The 18,641-nt window shown below is 54.8% G+C and carries 17 protein-coding genes; 2 read left to right on the plus strand and 15 right to left on the minus strand.

Going from position 1 to position 18,641, the window contains the following annotated elements:
* Positions 1 to 343 precede the first annotated feature (343 nt).
* On the plus strand, positions 344 to 3,019 hold the full coding sequence (gene acnA, locus D7D48_RS06270) for an aconitate hydratase AcnA (protein WP_125230464.1): 2,676 nt from the start codon (positions 344 to 346) through the stop codon (positions 3,017 to 3,019).
* Here the strand turns inward: acnA and D7D48_RS06275 are convergent.
* Genes D7D48_RS06275 through ribB form a run of 6 tightly spaced genes read right to left on the minus strand, consistent with a single transcriptional unit; the run spans position 3,016 to position 9,541 of the window.
* Complete coding sequence (locus D7D48_RS06275; protein ID WP_125230465.1) at positions 3,016 to 3,867, minus strand: HpcH/HpaI aldolase/citrate lyase family protein; 852 nt, start codon at positions 3,865 to 3,867, stop codon at positions 3,016 to 3,018. The two genes, acnA and D7D48_RS06275, sit on opposite strands and share 4 nt — an antisense overlap.
* Positions 3,868 to 3,903: 36 nt before the next feature.
* Complete coding sequence (locus D7D48_RS06280; RefSeq protein WP_125230466.1) at positions 3,904 to 4,350, minus strand: MaoC family dehydratase; 447 nt, start codon at positions 4,348 to 4,350, stop codon at positions 3,904 to 3,906.
* Positions 4,350 to 6,209 carry an acetyl/propionyl/methylcrotonyl-CoA carboxylase subunit alpha gene (locus tag D7D48_RS06285; protein WP_125230909.1) on the minus strand — a complete coding sequence of 620 codons (1,860 nt, stop codon included), beginning with the start codon at positions 6,207 to 6,209 and terminating at the stop codon, positions 4,350 to 4,352. Before D7D48_RS06285 ends, D7D48_RS06280 begins: the two co-directional genes overlap by 1 nt.
* Positions 6,210 to 6,214: 5 nt before the next feature.
* The gene (locus tag D7D48_RS06290) at positions 6,215 to 7,816 is read right to left on the minus strand and encodes a carboxyl transferase domain-containing protein (RefSeq protein WP_125230467.1); all 1,602 of its coding nucleotides are present in this window, start codon (positions 7,814 to 7,816) and stop codon (positions 6,215 to 6,217) included.
* A 4-nt stretch (positions 7,817 to 7,820) separates the two neighbouring features.
* Positions 7,821 to 8,240: a 6,7-dimethyl-8-ribityllumazine synthase gene (gene ribH / locus D7D48_RS06295; protein WP_125230468.1), complete on the minus strand. Its 420-nt coding sequence runs from the start codon at positions 8,238 to 8,240 to the stop codon at positions 7,821 to 7,823.
* The gene (gene ribB, locus D7D48_RS06300) at positions 8,240 to 9,541 is read right to left on the minus strand and encodes a 3,4-dihydroxy-2-butanone-4-phosphate synthase (protein WP_125230469.1); all 1,302 of its coding nucleotides are present in this window, start codon (positions 9,539 to 9,541) and stop codon (positions 8,240 to 8,242) included. The genes ribH and ribB overlap by 1 nt, the downstream gene beginning before the upstream one ends.
* Positions 9,542 to 9,673: 132 nt before the next feature.
* Between ribB and D7D48_RS06305 the strand changes: the two genes are divergently transcribed.
* Positions 9,674 to 10,762, plus strand: a complete 1,089-nt coding sequence (locus D7D48_RS06305; protein WP_125230470.1) for a DUF2855 family protein — start codon at positions 9,674 to 9,676, stop codon at positions 10,760 to 10,762.
* Here the strand turns inward: D7D48_RS06305 and D7D48_RS06310 are convergent.
* The 9 genes from D7D48_RS06310 to D7D48_RS06350 all read right to left on the minus strand — a co-directional run bounded on the left by D7D48_RS06310 (position 10,749) and on the right by D7D48_RS06350 (position 18,586).
* Positions 10,749 to 12,053 (minus strand): metal-dependent hydrolase family protein, encoded by a 1,305-nt coding sequence (locus D7D48_RS06310; protein ID WP_125230471.1) that lies wholly within the window; start codon positions 12,051 to 12,053, stop codon positions 10,749 to 10,751. The two genes, D7D48_RS06305 and D7D48_RS06310, sit on opposite strands and share 14 nt — an antisense overlap.
* A 5-nt stretch (positions 12,054 to 12,058) precedes the next feature.
* Positions 12,059 to 12,862 (minus strand): TIGR03084 family metal-binding protein, encoded by an 804-nt coding sequence (locus D7D48_RS06315; protein WP_125230472.1) that lies wholly within the window; start codon positions 12,860 to 12,862, stop codon positions 12,059 to 12,061.
* A gap of 36 nt (positions 12,863 to 12,898) precedes the next feature.
* On the minus strand, positions 12,899 to 13,288 hold the full coding sequence (locus D7D48_RS06320; protein WP_245964354.1) for a ribose-phosphate pyrophosphokinase: 390 nt from the start codon (positions 13,286 to 13,288) through the stop codon (positions 12,899 to 12,901).
* A 9-nt stretch (positions 13,289 to 13,297) separates the two neighbouring features.
* On the minus strand, positions 13,298 to 14,239 hold the full coding sequence (locus D7D48_RS06325; RefSeq protein ID WP_245964355.1) for an NAD(P)H-dependent flavin oxidoreductase: 942 nt from the start codon (positions 14,237 to 14,239) through the stop codon (positions 13,298 to 13,300).
* A 1-nt stretch (position 14,240) separates the two neighbouring features.
* Positions 14,241 to 14,654 carry a DUF1330 domain-containing protein gene (locus D7D48_RS06330; protein WP_125230473.1) on the minus strand — a complete coding sequence of 138 codons (414 nt, stop codon included), beginning with the start codon at positions 14,652 to 14,654 and terminating at the stop codon, positions 14,241 to 14,243.
* Positions 14,655 to 14,830: 176 nt separating this feature from the next.
* The gene (locus tag D7D48_RS06335) at positions 14,831 to 15,541 is read right to left on the minus strand and encodes a TetR/AcrR family transcriptional regulator (RefSeq protein WP_125230474.1); all 711 of its coding nucleotides are present in this window, start codon (positions 15,539 to 15,541) and stop codon (positions 14,831 to 14,833) included.
* On the minus strand, positions 15,542 to 16,639 hold the full coding sequence (gene dinB, locus D7D48_RS06340) for a DNA polymerase IV (RefSeq protein WP_125230475.1): 1,098 nt from the start codon (positions 16,637 to 16,639) through the stop codon (positions 15,542 to 15,544).
* A 95-nt stretch (positions 16,640 to 16,734) separates the two neighbouring features.
* Positions 16,735 to 17,835 carry an MBL fold metallo-hydrolase gene (locus tag D7D48_RS06345; RefSeq protein ID WP_125230476.1) on the minus strand — a complete coding sequence of 367 codons (1,101 nt, stop codon included), beginning with the start codon at positions 17,833 to 17,835 and terminating at the stop codon, positions 16,735 to 16,737.
* 49 nt (positions 17,836 to 17,884) lie between these two features.
* Positions 17,885 to 18,586: a DUF1013 domain-containing protein gene (locus tag D7D48_RS06350; RefSeq protein WP_125230477.1), complete on the minus strand. Its 702-nt coding sequence runs from the start codon at positions 18,584 to 18,586 to the stop codon at positions 17,885 to 17,887.
* Positions 18,587 to 18,641 lie beyond the last annotated feature (55 nt).

Genomic DNA, 18,641 nt, shown 5'->3' on the forward strand with positions numbered 1-18,641 from the left:
GACGCGATACGTAAATATCTGGAATTTAGTAAGAAGGTTATCCTGCGCGATTTTCATCGGAAACGACCGTCGCCCTAGCCACACACATCGCGTCACCCTGAACTTGTTTCAGGGTCTTAATTCGTTTCCCACTTCTTTTTATGCTTCATCCCCCCCCCTCGCGCCCAAGCAATTTTACCCTGCCCCACCTTGCACCCCCACCCCATAAGCGCTAAGGCGCGGCCAGCAAACGAATCTCCCGCTTTTACGCTGGTTTGACGCGCGTTTATTGGCCGCAGATAGCGGCAACCGTGTTGTCTTCCCCATCCGGCCAAAAGCCCAACGCTCGAAGGGGTAAATACCAATGACCGCAATCGGATTAGACAGCCTGCAAACCCGTTCCACCTTGACCGCTGGCGGCAAGACGGTGGATTATTTTTCGATCAAAAAAGTATCGGAGAAATTGGGCGATGTGTCGCGTCTGCCTTTTTCGATGAAGGTATTGCTCGAAAACCTGCTCCGTTTTGAAGATGGCGGCTTTACCGTTTCGGTGGAGGATGTGCAGGCGTTGATCGATTGGCAGAAGGACGCCAAATCGAACCGCGAAATTCAATATCGCCCTGCCCGCGTCTTGTTGCAGGATTTCACCGGCGTGCCATGCGTGGTCGATCTCGCCGCAATGCGCGATGCCATGACCGCGTTGAAGGCGGACCCATCGAAGATTAACCCGCTCGTGCCTGTGCATTTGGTCATTGACCACAGCGTCATGGTCGATGAATTCGGCCACCCCAAGGCGGCGGAACAGAATGTTGAAATCGAATATCAACGCAATGCAGAGCGTTATGATTTCCTGAAATGGGGTTCCAAGTCGCTGAATAATTTCAAGGCGGTTCCTCCCGGCACCGGCATTTGCCATCAGGTCAATCTGGAGCATATTGCACAAGCCGTTTGGACCAGCATAGGTGAAGATGGCGCGACGATTGCGTATCCCGACACATGCGTGGGTACAGACAGCCACACGACGATGATCAACGGCCTTGGCGTGCTTGGTTGGGGCGTTGGCGGGATTGAGGCTGAGGCCGCGATGTTGGGGCAGCCAGTGTCCATGCTGATCCCTGAGGTCGTTGGCTTCAAGCTGACCGGTGCATTGGCCGAGGGCGTGACCGCAACCGACCTTGTGTTGACCGCAACGCAAATGCTGCGCGCCAAAGGCGTGGTTGGCCGCTTTGTCGAATATTATGGCCCTGGCCTTGCCTCGCTTAGCCTTGCCGACCGCGCGACCTTGGCCAATATGGCGCCCGAATATGGCGCGACCTGTGGCTTCTTTGGCATTGATGAAAAGACCATCGAATATCTGCGTCTGACCGGCCGTGCGGAGGACCAGATTGCACTGGTCGAGGCCTATGCCAAGGAACAGGGCCTATGGGCCTATGCCGATATGGCCGACCCGATTTTCACAGACACGTTGGAATTGGATATGGGCAGCGTTGTCCCATCGCTTGCTGGTCCAAAGCGCCCGCAGGACAAGGTTGTCCTTACGCAAGTTGACAATGTGTTCAACGACGATCTGATCAATGTCTACAAGCATGATAGCGCCAAGCGCGTCGCGGTTGAGGGCAAGACACATGATATTGGCGACGGCGATGTCGTGATTGCGGCGATCACGAGCTGCACCAACACATCGAACCCGAGCGTCTTGGTTGCCGCCGGATTGGTGGCGCGTAAGGCCAATGCCTTTGGCTTGCGTCCGAAGCCATGGGTGAAGACCTCGCTCGCACCTGGAAGCCAAGTTGTGACCGATTATCTTGATCGTGCCGGATTGACGGCAGATCTGGACGCGGTCGGCTTTAACTTGGTCGGCTATGGCTGCACGACCTGCATCGGTAACTCCGGTCCATTGGCCGAGCCAATTTCAGCAGCGATTAACGGCCATGACATTGTTGCCGCCTCGGTCATTTCGGGCAACCGCAACTTTGAAGGCCGCGTGTCCCCCGATGTGCGCGCAAACTTCTTGGCCTCACCGCCTTTGGTAGTGGCCTATGCGCTTAAGGGTACCGTGACCGAAGATTTCACAACGACGCCGATTGGCCAAGCGACCGACGGTACAGACGTCTATTTGCGCGACATCTGGCCAACCAACCAAGAAGTGCATGATGTCATGACCGCAAACATCGACCGTTCGATGTTCACCGCACGTTATGCCAAGGTCTATGAAGGCGATGCGCATTGGCAGAAGATTCAAGTCGAAGGTTCGGACACCTATACATGGCGCGCCGGATCGACCTATGTCGCCAACCCGCCCTATTTTGAAGGGATGAGCATGACGCCCGCACCGGTGATGGACATCATCGAGGCAAAGCCGCTGGCGATTTTGGGTGATTCCATTACCACCGACCATATCTCGCCTGCCGGAAGCATCAAGGCCGACAGCCCTGCTGGTAAATTCCTGTTAGAGCATCAGGTCAGCAAGGCAGATTTTAACAGCTACGGCGCACGCCGCGGCCACCATGAAGTCATGATGCGCGGCACCTTCGCTAATATCCGCATTAAGAATGAAATGGTCCCCGGCATTGAAGGCGGCATGAGCAGCTATCAAGGCGAAGTCATGCCCATCTACGACGCCGCCATGAAGCATAAAGCCGACGGCACGCCTTTGGTGGTTATCGCTGGTAAGGAATATGGCACCGGCTCTTCGCGCGATTGGGCGGCGAAGGGCACCAACCTGCTCGGCGTCCGCGCCGTCATCGTCGAAAGCTTCGAACGTATCCACCGTTCAAACTTAGTCGGCATGGGCGTATTGCCACTGCAATTCATGGACGGCGAAAGCCGCACAACCTTGGGCCTGACCGCGGATGATAGCTTCACGATCACCAGCGTTGGAAAGCTTCAGCCACGCCAGATGGTAACCGTTATGGTCACCCGCAAGGACGGATCAACGTTCAATTTCGACACGCTCTGCCGCATCGACACCGCGAACGAAGTCGAATATTTCATGAACGGCGGCATTCTGCACTATGTGTTGCGGAAACTAGCGGCCTAAGCCCTTGAGAGGATCGACAGCGCCGCTTTCAAATGCGGCGCGTCGATCATTTTTCCGTCCAGTTGCAACACGCCTGCGCCCGGATTGGCCGCGAACGCATCAACGATGGATTGGGCATGCGCAAGCTGCGCTGACGAAGGCGTAAAGCCTGCGTTGATGGTGGCAACCTGCGACGGGTGAATGGCAAGCATGCCGGTGAAACCATCGCGTGCCGCTCGGCCGACATAGGACGCCAGCGCCGCCGCATCGTTGATGCTCGGGAAAACAGTATCAATGGCAGCCACGCCCGCAGCATGAGCCGCAAACAGCGTGAGCGACCGCACCATTTCATATGGCGCCGTGTAGCGGCCATCAGCTTCACGCGAGGCCGAAGCCCCGACCGCTGCGGGCAAATCCTCCGCCCCCCAGCTGACGCCAAGCAGATAATGTTTCACCTCCCGCAAGGTGCCTAGGTCAAACACCGCGCCAGGCGTTTCGGTCGCAATGGGTAAGATCAGCGGTGCCTCGCCGTCCTGACTATCGGCGACGGCAGCCGCTTCTGAGCGCAACCAATGGACCGAACGCGCGCCTTCCGCCTTCGGCAAAACAATAGCATCTGGAACATAAGGCAGAACCGATGCGAGATCGTCATGGGTAAGATGGCTGTCCTGCGGATTAACGCGGATAAAAACCGGAACCGGCCGATCACCCGACAGATACTCCGCGACAGCTTCGCGTGCCGCCGCCTTACGATCAAGCGCAACCGAGTCCTCAAGATCAATGATGATCGCATCGGCACCACTAGCGGCAGCCTTGGCAAATCGGTCAGGCCGGTCACCCGGGACGAAAAGAAGGGAACGCAGTTTCATGCCGTCATTATGCCCTGCACCGGACCTTATGGCAATCTATGCCTTTTTCAGCAAAGCGGCGCGTTCCGTTTGGCAAACAAGTTCGTCACGTTGATTGAGACATCGGTGCAGGAACGTCACAACACCGGCATCGGGTCGCGACTTACTCTCCTTAAGCGCAATGACTTCGGTTTCGGCGCGCAGTGTATCACCGATGAACACGGGCTTGGGCATCACCAATTTATCATAGCCCAGATTGGCCACCAACGTGCCGAGCGTGGTATCCCCCACCGACAGTCCTACCATCAGCGCGAAGGTGAAGGTGCCGTTGACGAGGATTTGCCCAAACTCGCTGGCTTTGGCTGCCTCCGCATCAATGTGCAGCGGTTGCGGGTTATGCGTCATGACCGAAAACAGCAAATTGTCCGTCTCGGTCACCGTGCGGCGAATTTCGTGGGCGATTGTATCGCCGATGTGCCATTCGTTGAAATATTTGCCTGCCATTACATTTCCACCGCTTCTATCCGCACCAACAATGCCTCGACCTGCACCTGTGCACCCGTCTCCGCATTCAACTCCGCCACCATGCCGTCAAACGGCGCAGTTAGGCTATGTTCCATCTTCATCGCTTCGAGCGTTACCAGTTTCTGGCCTTTGGACACTGTGTCCCCCACAGCGACATCAACCGCGATGATCCGGCCCGGCATCGGCGATAGGATTGCACCGTCGCTTGCGGCACTATGCCCCGACCCGCGCGGATCATCCAAGACATAACGACGCGCAAAACCATCGGCAAAGGCAAGCACATCAGCAGTCGGTTCGTCGGCCTCGATTTCGTCAAACGCAACGACATATAGGTTGCCAGCGTCGTCTAAAAGGCGTGCTTCCGCACGCGGCGGTGCATTCAAACGAAAACCAACTATTGCGCTTACGGGACCATCGCCGGGGCTGGCGCACAACAACGCCGCCGCCTCGGCAAGCTCTTGCGCTTCTGGCGCGGATGGATGCACAAGATTATCGACTTCACGCGCAATCAGGCCCGTATCAATATCGCCAAGCCCGAACGCCTCCAGATCCAGCAGCCGCCCCAAAAAGCCCGCATTCGTTTTCACGGGCCAGACTTCAGTGTCGTCAATGCCGTCGCGCAAGCGGTCCATCGCCGCATCGCGCGTTTCACCCCATGATATGAGCTTAGCGACCATCGGATCATAATAAGGCGACACCTCGCCGCCTTGCTCTACACCTGTATCAACACGCAATTCTTCCGGAAAGGACAGATGGTCAAGCGGGCCAATGGACGGCAAAAAGCCTGTCGCTGGGTTTTCGGCATAAAGCCGCGCTTCCATCGCCCAGCCATTGATGCGCAGCGCGTCCTGCTGCAATGGCAAGGGCTCCCCGCTCGCCACACGCAACTGCCATTCGACAAGGTCAACGCCTGTGATTTCTTCAGTCACCGGATGTTCGACCTGCAACCGCGTATTCATTTCCATGAACCAGATGCGATCGGCGCGCAGGCCCTCAGACGCATCTGCAATGAATTCGATTGTGCCAGCACCGACATAGTCGACGGCTTTTGCCGCTTTCACCGCGACTGCGCAAAGCTGCGCACGGGTCGCTTCGTCCATGCCCGGCGCGGGGGCTTCTTCAATTACCTTCTGGTGGCGGCGTTGCAGTGAACAATCGCGTTCGAACAAATGGACGATGTTGCCATGGGTGTCGCCAAACACCTGCACCTCAATATGGCGCGGGCGCTGAATATATTTCTCAATCAGGACATGGGCGTTACCGAATGATGCGCTGGCCTCGCGCTGGCAAGAGGCGAGCGCATCGGCAAAGTCGCCAGCACTATCCACCTTGCGCATTCCCTTCCCGCCACCGCCTGCAACGGCTTTGATCAGCACGGGATAGCCAATTTCGGCGGCGCGCTGGCTAAGGAAATTTGGGTCTTGATTATCCCCCATATAGCCCGGGGTCACGGGCACACCCGCCTCGGCCATCAATTTTTTGGCGGCGTCCTTCAGGCCCATGGCGGTAATGCTGTCGGGGCGCGGCCCAACCCATATCAGGCCAGCGTCCATCACTGCTTGTGCGAATTCCGCATTTTCAGACAGGAAGCCATAGCCCGGATGGATCGCCTCTGCACCCGTGGCTTTGGCCGCAGCGATGATCTTTGCGCCGACCAAATAGCTCTCCCGCGCCGCAGAAGGCCCAATATGCACCGCCGCATCGGCTTCGCGCACATGCAATGCATGGGCATCCGCGTCCGAATAAACCGCTATTGTGCGTATACCCATGTCGCGCGCGGTGCGGATAATCCGGCAAGCAATCTCACCACGATTGGCAATGAGGAGGGATTGGATTATTTTACTCACATTCGGAACACCCCGAAGCGGGGCGCCTCCTGTACTGGCGCGTTGAGTGCTGCGGCGAAGGCTAGGCCCAACACATCGCGGGTTTGTGCGGGGTCAATGATGCCGTCATCCCACAAGCGCGAGGTCGCATAATATGGGTTGCCTTCATCCTCATATTTTTGGCGGATGGGCGCCTTGAAGGCTTCGGCCTCTTCCGGTGTCCAATTTTCCGCATCGCGGTGGACTGTGGCGAGGACGGAAGCGGCTTGCTCGCCGCCCATCACCGAAATTCGCGCATTGGGCCAAGTGAACAGGAAACGTGGCGAATAAGCGCGCCCACACATGCCGTAATTGCCCGCGCCAAAGCTGCCGCCGATAAGGACTGTAATCTTCGGCACGCTGGCGGTGGCGACAGCGGTGACGAGCTTCGCGCCGTGCTTGGCGATGCCTTCCGCCTCATATTTGCCGCCGACCATGAAGCCGCTGATATTCTGCAAGAACAGCAATGGGATCCGCCGTTGGCAGGCAAGTTCAATGAAATGCGCGCCTTTAACGGCGCTTTCGCTAAACAATACGCCGTTATTGGCGAGGATCGCGACCGGCATCCCCCAAATATGTGCAAAACCGCAGACCAAGCTTGTGCCGTACAGCGCCTTAAATTCGTGAAATTCGCTGCCATCGACCAAACGCGCGATAACTTCATGGACATCATAAGGCGCACGCACATCGTCGGGGATGACGCCATAAAGCTCTTCCGCGTCGAATTTTGGCGGGCGTGGTTCTTTGAAATCGATGTCGGCTTTGTGAATTGGCCCTAAATGCGAAACGATATCACGCACAATCGTCAGCGCATGTTCGTCATTCTCCGCCACATGATCAACCACACCGGACTTCCGGCCATGTAGATCGCCGCCGCCGAGATCCTCCGCACTAATCTCTTCCCCCGTTGCGGCCTTCACCAACGGCGGGCCAGCGAGGAAAATCGTGCCTTGGTTACGGACGATGACGCTCTCGTCGGACATGGCGGGCACATAAGCCCCTCCCGCAGTGCAGCTTCCCATGACACAGGCGATTTGCGGGATGCCTTTGGCGCTCATATTGGCTTGGTTGAAGAAGATGCGCCCGAAATGGTCACGGTCAGGAAACACCTCGTCCTGATGCGGCAGGTTCGCGCCGCCGCTGTCGACAAGATAGATGCATGGCAAATGGTTCGCCTCAGCGATTTCCTGCGCCCGCAAATGCTTTTTGACCGTCATCGGATAATAAGTGCCGCCTTTTACGGTCGCTTCGTTGCAGACGATCATGCACTGGCGGCCCGAAACGCGGCCGATTCCCGTGATCAGACCTGCACCCGGAATTTCGCTATCATACAGGTCGCAGGCTGCAAGCTGGCCGATTTCTAGGAAAGGCGAACCGCTATCCAGCAGGCGTTCGACGCGCTCACGCGGCAGCAATTTCCCACGCGACGTGTGCCGCTCACGCGACTTCTCATTACCGCCCGACGCCGCTTCAGCGACTTTGGCCCATAGGGTATCGCGCAACGCCCTGTTGTGGGCACTGCGCGCCTTATACTCTTCGGAATCGGTGCTGATTTGCGTCGTTAAAGTCGGTGCTGTCATCGTTTCAATTGAAACGATTTTGCAGATTTAGCAAGGCCATGGCTGCAATGGCGGCCTCCCCGCCCTTGTCCTTTTGTTTCGGGTCAGCGCGTACGATAGCTTGCGCTTCGTTTTCAACGGTCAATATGCCGTTGCCGATTGCAATTCCGTCCATGGTTAATGCCATGATTCCGCGCGCGCTTTCGCCAGCGACGATTTCAAAATGATAGGTTTCACCTCGTATAACAACGCCAATGGCGACAAAGCCGTCATATATCTGCGCCTCTGCGGCCATCGATATGGTGCCAGGAATTTCGAGCGCACCGGGTACGGTAATGACCTCAACCTCATGCCCCTTGGCCTTCAACGCTGCCGTCGCACCTGCTACGAGCATGTCGTTCAAATGGTCATAAAACCGTGCTTCAACTATCAAAAACTTTGCCATTACTCGCCTCCGGTTCCGGGAATTGGCCGTTCGCCTACAATGGAAAGGCCATAGCCTTCAAGGCCAACCAACGTGTGGTGGGTGTTGGTGAGCAATATCATGTCTTGGACACCAAGTTCGGTCAGGATTTGCGCACCGCCGCCATAATCACGCAGTTCTTCGATCTCTGGCGCCCCAGCTTGCTTGCCCTCGGCGCGCAACTGCATAAACCGAGAGACTATGCCCTTCATTGGCTTGTTAATAACCACAATCACACCTGCGCCTTCGGCAGCGATGGCCTCCATCGAACGTGACAAAAGGCCAGAACGCTCATTTTCTTCGCCAAACACATCAACGAACATCGACATGGTGTGCATGCGCACCAATGTTGGTTTTTCTGGGTCAATGCGGCCCTTTATCAAAGCAATGGTCTCATCGCCCGTCGCCTTGTTGTAAAAGGTCATAGCGGACCAATCACCACCCCAACGGCTGTTAAACTTCATCTCCGCGCGCTTTTCGACCAAATGGTCATGCTTGCGGCGATAGGCGATCAGGTCGCGGATTGTACCCATCTTGAGGTTGTGCATACGAGCGAAGGCCACGAGGTCATCCATCCGCGCCATTGTGCCATCGTCTTTCATGATTTCACAAATCACGCCTGACGGGTTGAGCCCGGCAAGTCGGCTTATGTCGACGGCCGCTTCGGTATGTCCCGCGCGCACCAGCACGCCGCCATCGCGCGCGGTGAGTGGGAAGACGTGGCCGGGCGAAACAATGTCGTCAGGCCCCATAGAGGCGTCCACAGCGACGGAAATGGTTCGCGCCCTGTCGGCAGCACTGATACCCGTGGTAACACCCTCACGGGCTTCTATGGACACCGTGAAAGCTGTTTGCATGCTTTCGCGGTTCTCGCGCGCCATCGGCGTCAGGCCAAGCTGCTCGCAACGCATTTTGGTCATCGAAAGGCAAATGAGGCCACGGCCATGCGTTGCCATGAAATTGATTGCATCTGGCGTTGCCATTTGCGCTGGAATAATCAAATCGCCTTCATTTTCCCGGTCTTCGTCATCGACGAGAATATACATGCGGCCATTACGCGCCTCTTCAATTATTTCTTCAATCGGCACTAGCGCAGGTGTGTCGTCGTTGGAGAACAAATAGCTTTCCAACTTACGCAGGGTTTCAGCGGTTGGGTTCCAGCCCGGCTCATCAAGGTCGCGCAAAGTATTGGCATGAAGGCCAGCAGCGCGGGCTAGGCCGGACCGTGACAAGCCACCGTCGTTGACGAGGCTACGAAGCTTATTGATCAGTTGAGTGCTCATGATTCGTCATTTTCACACTCTGGTGTGATTGTCAAAGAGCATATTCACATCAATGTGAACAATTAGAAACATGGTCTTTCATTGAATGCGCAACGAAGGGCGGTTATGCCGACGGGCAAAGGAGAAGCACATATGGCATCGACGATCTGGGTAAATAAAAGGGCGCTGACCGAAACACAGGTGCATGACACAGCATTGTTGCCGCTCGCAGACGGCGCCGTTCGTTTACGGATCGAAAGCTTCTCGGTCACGGCAAACAACATCACTTATGCCGTGATCGGTGATATGTTTGGCTATTGGAATTTCTTTCCAGCAGCAGGTGATTTTGGTGTCGTGCCTATGTGGGGCCATGCCATGGTCGAAGAATCGCATTGCCCCGATATTGCGGTAGGCGAGCGGGTCTATGGCTATTTACCGATGGGAACACATCTTGATGTCGTACCCGGCAAAATTAGTGCAGGCGGCTTCACGGATATGGCCGCACACCGTCAACCCATGAGCCCCATCTACAACCAATATAGCCGCCTTGCTGCCGATCCAGAACATGACGCCGAAAAAGAGGCAGAGCGCATGTTATTCGGGCCTTTATTCAAAACCGGGTTTTTGATTGAAGCCATGCTGCGCCGCGAAGGCTGGTTTGGCGCAGAAACGCTTCTCATAACTAGCGCTTCCTCAAAGACAGCTCTTGGCCTTGCGAGCGTTGCAAAGGATTTATCGCCCAGCATAAAGCGCATAGGTCTGACCTCTAAAGGCAATGTGGACTTTGTCACGGGAACTGGCCTTTACGACAAAGTCATATCCTATGATGACGTTGACGCCCTGCCCAAAAATGCTTCGGTATGCGTCGATTTTGCCGGCAATTCGCGCCTGCTTCGGGCAATCCACGAACGAATGGCCAGCCATCTAGTATATAGCTGCTTGGTCGGAGCGACCCATGTTGACGCAAGGGGCCCAAATAGTGCTGGTGCAAGCGGCAGCGAGATGCCCGGACCGAAGCCCGTCCTGTTCTTCGCACCCGATCACGCCGTCGCAACTATTCAGGAACTTGGCCCTAAGGGCTTTGGCGAAGCTGTCGGCCGCAGTTGGAAAAGCTTCCTAACCGCAGCCGACGGCGTTGTGGGCATAGAAACCCTTGCAGGATTAGAGGCCGCAGCAAGCGCCTTTGTGGAAACGCTTCAAGGCCGGACCGATCCGCAAAAGGGAATTATCATTCAGCCTTAAAAACCCGCCCGTCCTTCATGACGAAACGCACCGATTTCAATGTTGTGATGTCTGCAATGGGGTCACCTGAGACTGCGATCAAATCGGCTGCTTTACCGGGTTCAATTGAGCCAACCTCTTTTTCAACGCCCAATAAGGTCGCGGCATTCATTGTCGCGGCCTGAATGGCGGCGCTGGCGGGCATGCCATGCTTGACCATTAATTCAAATTCGTCTGCGTTCCGGCCATGTTTGGAAACACCAGCATCTGTACCAAATGCAATTTTTACACCGGCAGGATAGGCTTTAGCAAGGCTCTTACCGGTCACACCAATGCGCCATTGCACTTTTGCAAGAACGTCGGGCGGATAGGCATTAGGGTTTGCAGCCAATCGCTCAAGATAGCCATTTACGGTAGACAGCGTCGGCACATAATAGGCCCCCGCCGCCTTGAACAATTTAATGCTCTCTTCGGTCATCATGGTACCATGCTCAATCGAGTCCGCGCCCGCAGCTAAGGCGATGTTGACGCCGTCGTCACCATGGGCATGCACGGCAATTTTCTTGCCATAAAGATGCGCGGTATCCACTAACGCCTTCACCTCGTCATCGAATAATTGCCGCCCAAGTCCTGCGCCAATGCGGCTGTTTACGCCGCCTGTCGTTGCGATCTTGATGACGTCCACGCCGCGCCGGACCTGTTTACGTATTGCCTGACGGCAGCTTTCAACACCATCACACAGATTTTCCTGACCGATGCTATTATGCAGGTCTTCAGAGACGGATAATGTCGCATCCATATGCCCGCTGGTCGTTGAGATTGAGCGGCCAGCATCGATAATCCGGGGTCCGGGAAGTTCACCCGCAGCGACCGCATCGCGCAACGCAAGCGTTGCGCCAGTGCCGTCACCCATATTGCGCACTGTGGTGAAGCCAGCCATCAACGTCTTCTTCGCATTACCCGCAGCGCGATAGGCGGCCCGTGCCGGACTGTCGGTAAAGCCCTCAATCAATGCTGCATTACCGCCAGCATCGCTATCCAGATGCACATGGCTGTCGATTAAGCCTGGGAGAACAAATTTGTCTTTCAGATCGATTTGCGTCGCGCCTGCGGGCCCCTGCTGATGGCCAGACAAAACTTCAGCGATTTTGCCGTTGCGAATAATGACAGTGGATGGCCCACGCGGTGGGGTCCCTGGCTTGTCCAATAGTTTGCCGACATGGATTACCGTAACCACGTCGCTTGATTGGGCTGCCAAGGGCATGCTCGCTAGCAAGACTGCGCCTAATGAGACAAAAACGACTTTCTTCATGCTATTCAAACTCCCCTGTCGGCGCGATGCCGTGAACCTTTTGCGGGTGGATCTTGTGGTGGCCCTGCAAAACATTGCGCAATATCCATCCATTGATGCGCGACTTCGCCTGTGACTTCAAGCGCAGTGTCTGCAATGTTGCGACATTGGGTGACGACTTGGCAGAATTCTGTAGCACTGCCGGAAATCATACCACTTTCGGAGGGCTCGCCAAATTCCCAAACAGCACCCGATGGCGCGAACAGGCGAACTCTTGGCATCTCGCCCGGTGGATCGAGGCGGCGATTTTTCCATGTGAAGCCCCATGTATTTACACCAAGGCGTACAATGTTTCCAATCCGGTCAGTGTCCTGCCGCTCCACGCCAAGCGCATCGTAAACGGCCTGCCCATGTGCCCATGTTTCCATTAGCCGCGCAGTGATCGAACTTAGCGCGCTCATATCCGGGCCAACCCATTTGAGACGAAGCTTAGGATCTGTGGCAGCAAATGCAGTAGCAGTGTCTTTCGCACGCTCTATCCAAGCGTTTCGTAATGCATGGCCCGAAAGACCATCCAGATAGCTTGCTTCAAACTCAGGCAGCTTCCCCCCGCGAACGCCAGCCATCATCTCGGCCACAAACGCAACAAAAGCCGCCTCATCACGCAACGATAAATCGACTGCCATGTTCCAAACATGCAGATGGCGGATGATGTTGTTAATGGTCCAGCCCTTGAACAGGGTTTGTGCGTCAAAATCTGCTTCGGAAAGCGGTGTCAGTAGTGCGCATAACGCCTCACTTTCTGCCAAAAAATCGGTTGCCTGTTGCATAAGTTCAGTCGTCCCAGATCAGTTCCAAATTCAAAACTATTGGTCTTGCCAATAAGCAAACACATCGCCCTGAAGCTTGCGAATATGTGCATGCGCTTGCGGACCGGTCCACTCGCCCTGATAATCGGTCCGCCCCGTCCACCAACCCTGCCCCGGCAAGCCATCACCTTCACGTACCACAAGCACCGCAAGCGCAGGCGCGCCTTCTTCGGCCGTGATCTGGTCTATCTTATCGAGCGTCTTGCACACCGCCCGCATTTTGGGCCGTGTGAAGCGGAAGCCAAGGTTCAGCAAAAGCTCCGAATAGCTGATCGCACGGCCATCACGCCCACATTGCTCCAATATAGCCTTGATCCGCGCAACATCGTGCAGCGCCGAAACATCCGCTGCAGGATCGCTTAGAAGCGCTTCAAGGACGGAGTCCAAGTCAAAATCCTAAAGATAATCGCGTCGCAAATCATTCATGACAGCATAAAACTCGTCCATCACCTCATCGATAATTTGCTTGGCGGGTTTCACAGAGTCAATGCGTCCTGCCACTTGCCCAGAAAGAGCTACAGCAGCCTCCATGTCGCCGCCGAAATACAAATCTAGCACACCGCGCATTTCCGCCATGATATTGTCCGTTGGTTCTATATCCAGCTTTGTTGTTCGTTCGGTTCGCAAGGCGCGCAATGCCGGTCCGGGTCCATGGCGGTTCAGGAATAACGTATCGGTTTCCTTCGCGTTGATGATGGCGTCTTTCCAGTTATGGTGCACAGGTGATTCCGCAGCGCTGACCATCCGTGTGCCCATTTGAACTGCCTCAGCGCCAAGCGCGAAGGCCGCGGCCATTGTCCGACCACAGACTATACCGCCCGCAGCCACAATTGGCACATCCACTTTGCTGCGGATGAGCGGCAACAGGACCATCAGCGCGACGTCCTTCGGATTTTTGAAACCTCCGCCTTCGCCGCCTTCTACCACAAGGCCATCAACGCCAGCATCAATAGCTTTCAACGCGCCCGCCAGTGTTGGTACGACGTGAAACACAGTAAGGCCGGCCGCCTTTAGTGGCCCACAATATTTGTTAGGATCGCCTGCTGATGTGGTGACAAACTTGATACCTTGGTCGACGACAAAATCGACGACCCCGGGATCGCGCACAAAGGCTTGCGCGATATTCACGCCGAAGGGTTTATCGGTAAGTTGGCGCATCTTGATGATTTCGGCGCGCACTTCATCCAACTCTCCCGAGGATGTTTCGATAATGCCAAGTCCCCCCGCGTTCGACACCGCCGATGCCAATTGTGCCCGTGCAATCCAACCCATGGGTGCCTGAATGATTGGATATTCAACGCCGAGCAGGTCGGTCATACGGTTCTTCATGGGCTTCATATTAACGTCCAATCTTACTGGTGCGGATGTTTAATTGGCCAGCAAGTCCAGCCTTACGATGAATCTCAATGGCTTGATATTCCGGCGAAGACACCATTTTTTGCATAGCGGCGAGCGACGGATATTCGACCAAAGCGATCATGTCCCATTGGTCCTCAACTTCACCGATCATCATCCCAGTAACGTTCCCAGCGTAAATTTGGCGCCCCCCGACAGCCGCCAAGCAGGCCTGAATAGCTTTCCCATAACGGGCATAAGCAGCGGTACCCGAAAGATCGGAATCGCTGCCATCGGCATATTCCGCCTTGTCTTTGAACTTCAACAAATTGACCATGACAAACGGCCCGTTCTTTGGACCACCGAAAAATGACGTGGCCTGTTCCATTGACGGAAATATCGCATTGTCGACACGCATAAAGATCAATCCCCCAACTTTAATCATGTGCTTAAATCAGCGCTGTGATATTGTAAAAGTGATTATGCACCAAAGAACGCCGACACAGATCTCGCCAGCATGTTGTAAGGCGTGCGACGTCTAGGATCGCCAATTATAGAGGTCGGAACCTATGAGAAAGCCGAGCAATTTTCAGTTTATGATACGATTCTGATATGCGGCTGGGCAAGCGTATGCGCCGACGATTTTTTGCCTAGTCCCCTAAAAATTGTCTCAATAATCGTAGCAAGTTTCTCGACCCTCAACTTAGTCGTACCAACGAAAAAAAGCGCATCCGGGTTAGTGTAGCACTGCACCATCTGATTGATGAGTGACACCGCCTCATCAATCGAGAGCCCCTCAAAGTACCCCAGCTCCATAGCTTCTGCGACAATCAGGGAGAGATAATGATCCCCCAAATCCACATAGCCGCGGACAACCTCAAAATATTGCTGCCCAATTTCCAGATAACTTTTCAGAAGGTCCGGCTCGGCTTCATATTGCTCAACCATCGCCAGATAACGCCGCGCAAAAAATTGATACATCTTGTCCTGCACAGGCAAATCGGATTCGGTTACATCAACCATTATCCGAACTTTTTCGGCAAAAAAGCGCTCGGCTACAGCTTCAAGCAACGCTTCTTTATTGTCGAAAAAGCGATATAAGTTAGAAGGCGACATGCCCGCTGCAGCCGCCAGATCTGTCATAGAGATGTCCACCGCCCCGCGCTTGCGGACCAAATCATCCACCACCTCCAGCAGTGTGGTTCTTCCAGCATCAATGTCTGTTTGTGGGCGAGCCATCTTATATCCTGTGTTACATGCACATAACAGTTTCATGATATATGAAGAAAAAATTTCAACTTTCAATCAATCAAATGTAAATTGTCCCTGCGGCTTTGCACCGTGCGGCATTTCATCATGACCTAGCAAACCTGATAATGTTAGCCCCAGAAGCCGAACACCCATTTCGACCGGCAAAATTTGATCAAGCAGCACATGCGCAACTTGCGCGATAGATGCACGATCTGACAAAGCCTGCCCAAATGTGCGAGAACGTGTGATTGTCCGGAAGTCTGAATAACGCGCCTTTAGAACCAATGTCCTGCCCTGCGCTTGGTTACGTTCTATGCGTCCCCATATGATATCGACTATTTCTTCCAAAGCATCGCGCAATTCGGCCTCGCTGCGTTTATCATCAAAATAGGTACTTTCCGCCCCGATAGATTTGCGCACGGCATTTGCGTTGACCGGACGATGATCAATCCCACGCGCAGCCCAGAAAAGATATCCGCCCCAACTACCAAAATGCTGCGCCAGCCACGCCTCATCTTTTAACGCAAGGTCCGCGCCCGTATGCACCCCCAGCTTCGCCATCTTCTCGGCAGTACGCGGCCCGACGCCGTGGAAACGGCGGACAGGCAAGCTGGCGACAAACTCCGGGCCTTGATCCGGTAATATGACGCACATTCCGTCGGGCTTATTCTGATCGCTTGCCAGCTTTGCAATGAACTTGTTGTAGCTTACACCGGCGCTGGCGGTTAGTCCCGTCTCCTCGCGGATGGCCGTGCGGATCGCCTTGGCAATTTTGACTGCTGACCCAATGCCTTGCTTGTCCTGGGTTACATCAAGATAGGCTTCATCCAACGACAATGGTTGAATGAGGTCCGTGTGCCGCGCAAATATTTCGCGAATTTGCTGGGACACTATTTTGTAGGCCTCAAACCTTGGTTTGACGAAAATCAAATCGGGGCATTGCCTTTGCGCCGTGACCGAAGGCATGGCCGAGCGCACACCGAATGCACGCGCTTCATAGCTTGCCGCAGCGACTACACCACGTTTGGATGATCCGCCCACTGCAACGGGTTTACCGCGCAGTTCAGGGTTATCCCGCTGCTCAACACTGGCATAAAATGCATCCATGTCGACATGGATAATTTTGCGATTGAGAGTGGGATTTCCTTCCATCACAGACTAGCGCCTAATAACCTAGTGCGATCCGCGATGCTTTGCGGTCAGACTTACCGATTATTGTTTTTGGCAAGACGGCCATAACCGTCACATTATGCCGCGTGATACCAGCCAACGCCATCGCGGATTTCACATTTTATCCGTCCGGCAAAATGCAAATGCCGCAAATGCGCCTGCGCCTCTCCAGCGGCTAAGCCATACACAGTGTCATCGATTTCACGGTCAAACAGCAGATTGAACGTATCTACGGCGCGCATTTCAGCGCCCCGCAAAGCATGTTCAAGCTTATCAAGCCGTTCATGATGCCCGGAGGCAAGCTTGTCCAATCGGACATGCACACCGGTAAACGGTTCCCCATGTGCAGGCAGCACCAACATATCCGCGGGCAAAGCCGAACGGAACTTCGCAATGGATGCCAACCATTCACCCAACGGATCAGCTTCCGGTTCGCTGTCCATGACCGATACATTCGAGGTGATGCGCGGTAAAATCTGATCTCCCGCAATAATCATATTATTGGTAAAATCGACAAGGCTTGCATGCTCGGGCGTATGCCCGCCACCAGTCATCACAGTCCAATCCCGTCGCCCCACACGTACAACTTGTCCGTCATCCATGCGCACATGTCCCGTTGGCAACCGCGACACCGCGCGCGCAAATCCGCCCCAACCTGCTTTACGTAGCTTTTCAATGCGCGCCTCATCAAAACCGGCAAATCGACGATTGTTAAGGACTTCCTCTGGTGGCTGCTCCAACTGTTCGCTCGTCAGCATCCGCGCCATTAACCATTCGGTGCGGTTCATCCAGATCGGAACTTTAAACTTGTTGGCCAGCCATCCCGCACAGCCCACATGGTCTGGATGAAAATGGGTTACAAAAATGCGTTTAAGCGCGCGGTCAGACAGCGCGCCTGCAAACAACGCTTTCCATTGCTCAATCGTCGCTGGCATGAAAAGCCCAGTGTCCGCGATCGCATAGCCACCATCAGCTTCATCCAGCAGCCATAGATTAATATGCGCTAGATTGCCCGGCACCGGCATACGCGTCCAGCCCATATCGGGCGCTATTGGGTAAATTTCGCCATATTGCGGAGCATGGTCGCCCAGTGGGTAGATTAGCCCCTTAAGCTCTTTTGCTTCAAACCCATGGTCAGCAAGCGATGCGTCATATGCGGGAGGTGTGGAAACTGCCATCCCCCCGCCGTGCCTTAATCAAGCGATTAACGCAATCATGACGTTTCGATTATTCACCCGCCTTTTTGAACAAGGTGTCGGCGGTCAATTCTGCTTTGCCAACATTTTCGTCTTCCCCGTTTAACGCAGCTTCTGCACGCCGCGCCGCTTCGGTGCGTTCTGCCCGCAATTCTTCGATCAAAGCATCACGATCGGTTCCAAGACGCGCATCATTGGCAGCGGTGTTATCGATACCGGCTTTCTTCGCAGCGCGGTTCACAATAGCATCCAACTCGCGCTGCGACGTAAGACCAAGCGTGACTGGGTCCTTCGCCTGAATTTCTGCGATGTTCCAATGGCTACGATCACGAATGGCGGCGATTGTGTTACGCGTGGTACCAATCAATTTGCAGATTGCCCCATCCGAAATTTCTGGGTGATTGCGCAAAAGCCAAGCGATACCATCGGGCTTGTCCTGACGCTTGGATACGGGCGTATAGCGCGGGCCTTTTGTGCGGCGCACCTGATCCGGTCCTTTGGACATTTTGAGGACATAATCCTCATCAGCCTGACCTTTTTCAATTTCTTCCATTGCCAGTTCGCCAGCGTGCACAGGATCACGGCCGGTATATTTCGATCCAGTCATGTCATCAGCCATCGCTTGAACTTCAAGAATATGTATTCCGCAGAATTCGGCGATTTGCGAGAAGCTCAAACCCGTGTTGTCGACCAACCAAGCGGCGGTCGCATGTGGCATCAAAGGGGTGGCCATGTCATTTGCTCCAATAATAAGGGCCGCCCCTTACGGAGCGGCCTGAATGTCTTGC

Origin of the sequence: Sphingorhabdus wooponensis (assembly GCF_003933235.1) — a bacterium.
Taxonomy (GTDB): Bacteria; Pseudomonadota; Alphaproteobacteria; order Sphingomonadales; family Sphingomonadaceae; genus Sphingorhabdus_B; species Sphingorhabdus_B wooponensis.

Coding starts and splice junctions, on each gene's coding strand:
- acnA (WP_125230464.1), top strand. CDS start 344: ATGACCGCAATCGGATTAGACAGCCTGCAAACCCGTTCCACCTTGACC.
- D7D48_RS06275 (WP_125230465.1), bottom strand. CDS start 3,867: ATGAAACTGCGTTCCCTTCTTTTCGTCCCGGGTGACCGGCCTGACCGA.
- D7D48_RS06280 (WP_125230466.1), bottom strand. CDS start 4,350: ATGGCAGGCAAATATTTCAACGAATGGCACATCGGCGATACAATCGCC.
- D7D48_RS06290 (WP_125230467.1), bottom strand. CDS start 7,816: ATGACAGCACCGACTTTAACGACGCAAATCAGCACCGATTCCGAAGAG.
- ribH (WP_125230468.1), bottom strand. CDS start 8,240: ATGGCAAAGTTTTTGATAGTTGAAGCACGGTTTTATGACCATTTGAAC.
- ribB (WP_125230469.1), bottom strand. CDS start 9,541: ATGAGCACTCAACTGATCAATAAGCTTCGTAGCCTCGTCAACGACGGT.
- D7D48_RS06305 (WP_125230470.1), top strand. CDS start 9,674: ATGGCATCGACGATCTGGGTAAATAAAAGGGCGCTGACCGAAACACAG.
- D7D48_RS06310 (WP_125230471.1), bottom strand. CDS start 12,053: ATGAAGAAAGTCGTTTTTGTCTCATTAGGCGCAGTCTTGCTAGCGAGC.
- D7D48_RS06315 (WP_125230472.1), bottom strand. CDS start 12,862: ATGCAACAGGCAACCGATTTTTTGGCAGAAAGTGAGGCGTTATGCGCA.
- D7D48_RS06325 (WP_245964355.1), bottom strand. CDS start 14,239: ATGAAGCCCATGAAGAACCGTATGACCGACCTGCTCGGCGTTGAATAT.
- D7D48_RS06330 (WP_125230473.1), bottom strand. CDS start 14,654: ATGCGTGTCGACAATGCGATATTTCCGTCAATGGAACAGGCCACGTCA.
- dinB (WP_125230475.1), bottom strand. CDS start 16,639: ATGGAAGGAAATCCCACTCTCAATCGCAAAATTATCCATGTCGACATG.
- D7D48_RS06345 (WP_125230476.1), bottom strand. CDS start 17,835: ATGGCAGTTTCCACACCTCCCGCATATGACGCATCGCTTGCTGACCAT.
- D7D48_RS06350 (WP_125230477.1), bottom strand. CDS start 18,586: ATGGCCACCCCTTTGATGCCACATGCGACCGCCGCTTGGTTGGTCGAC.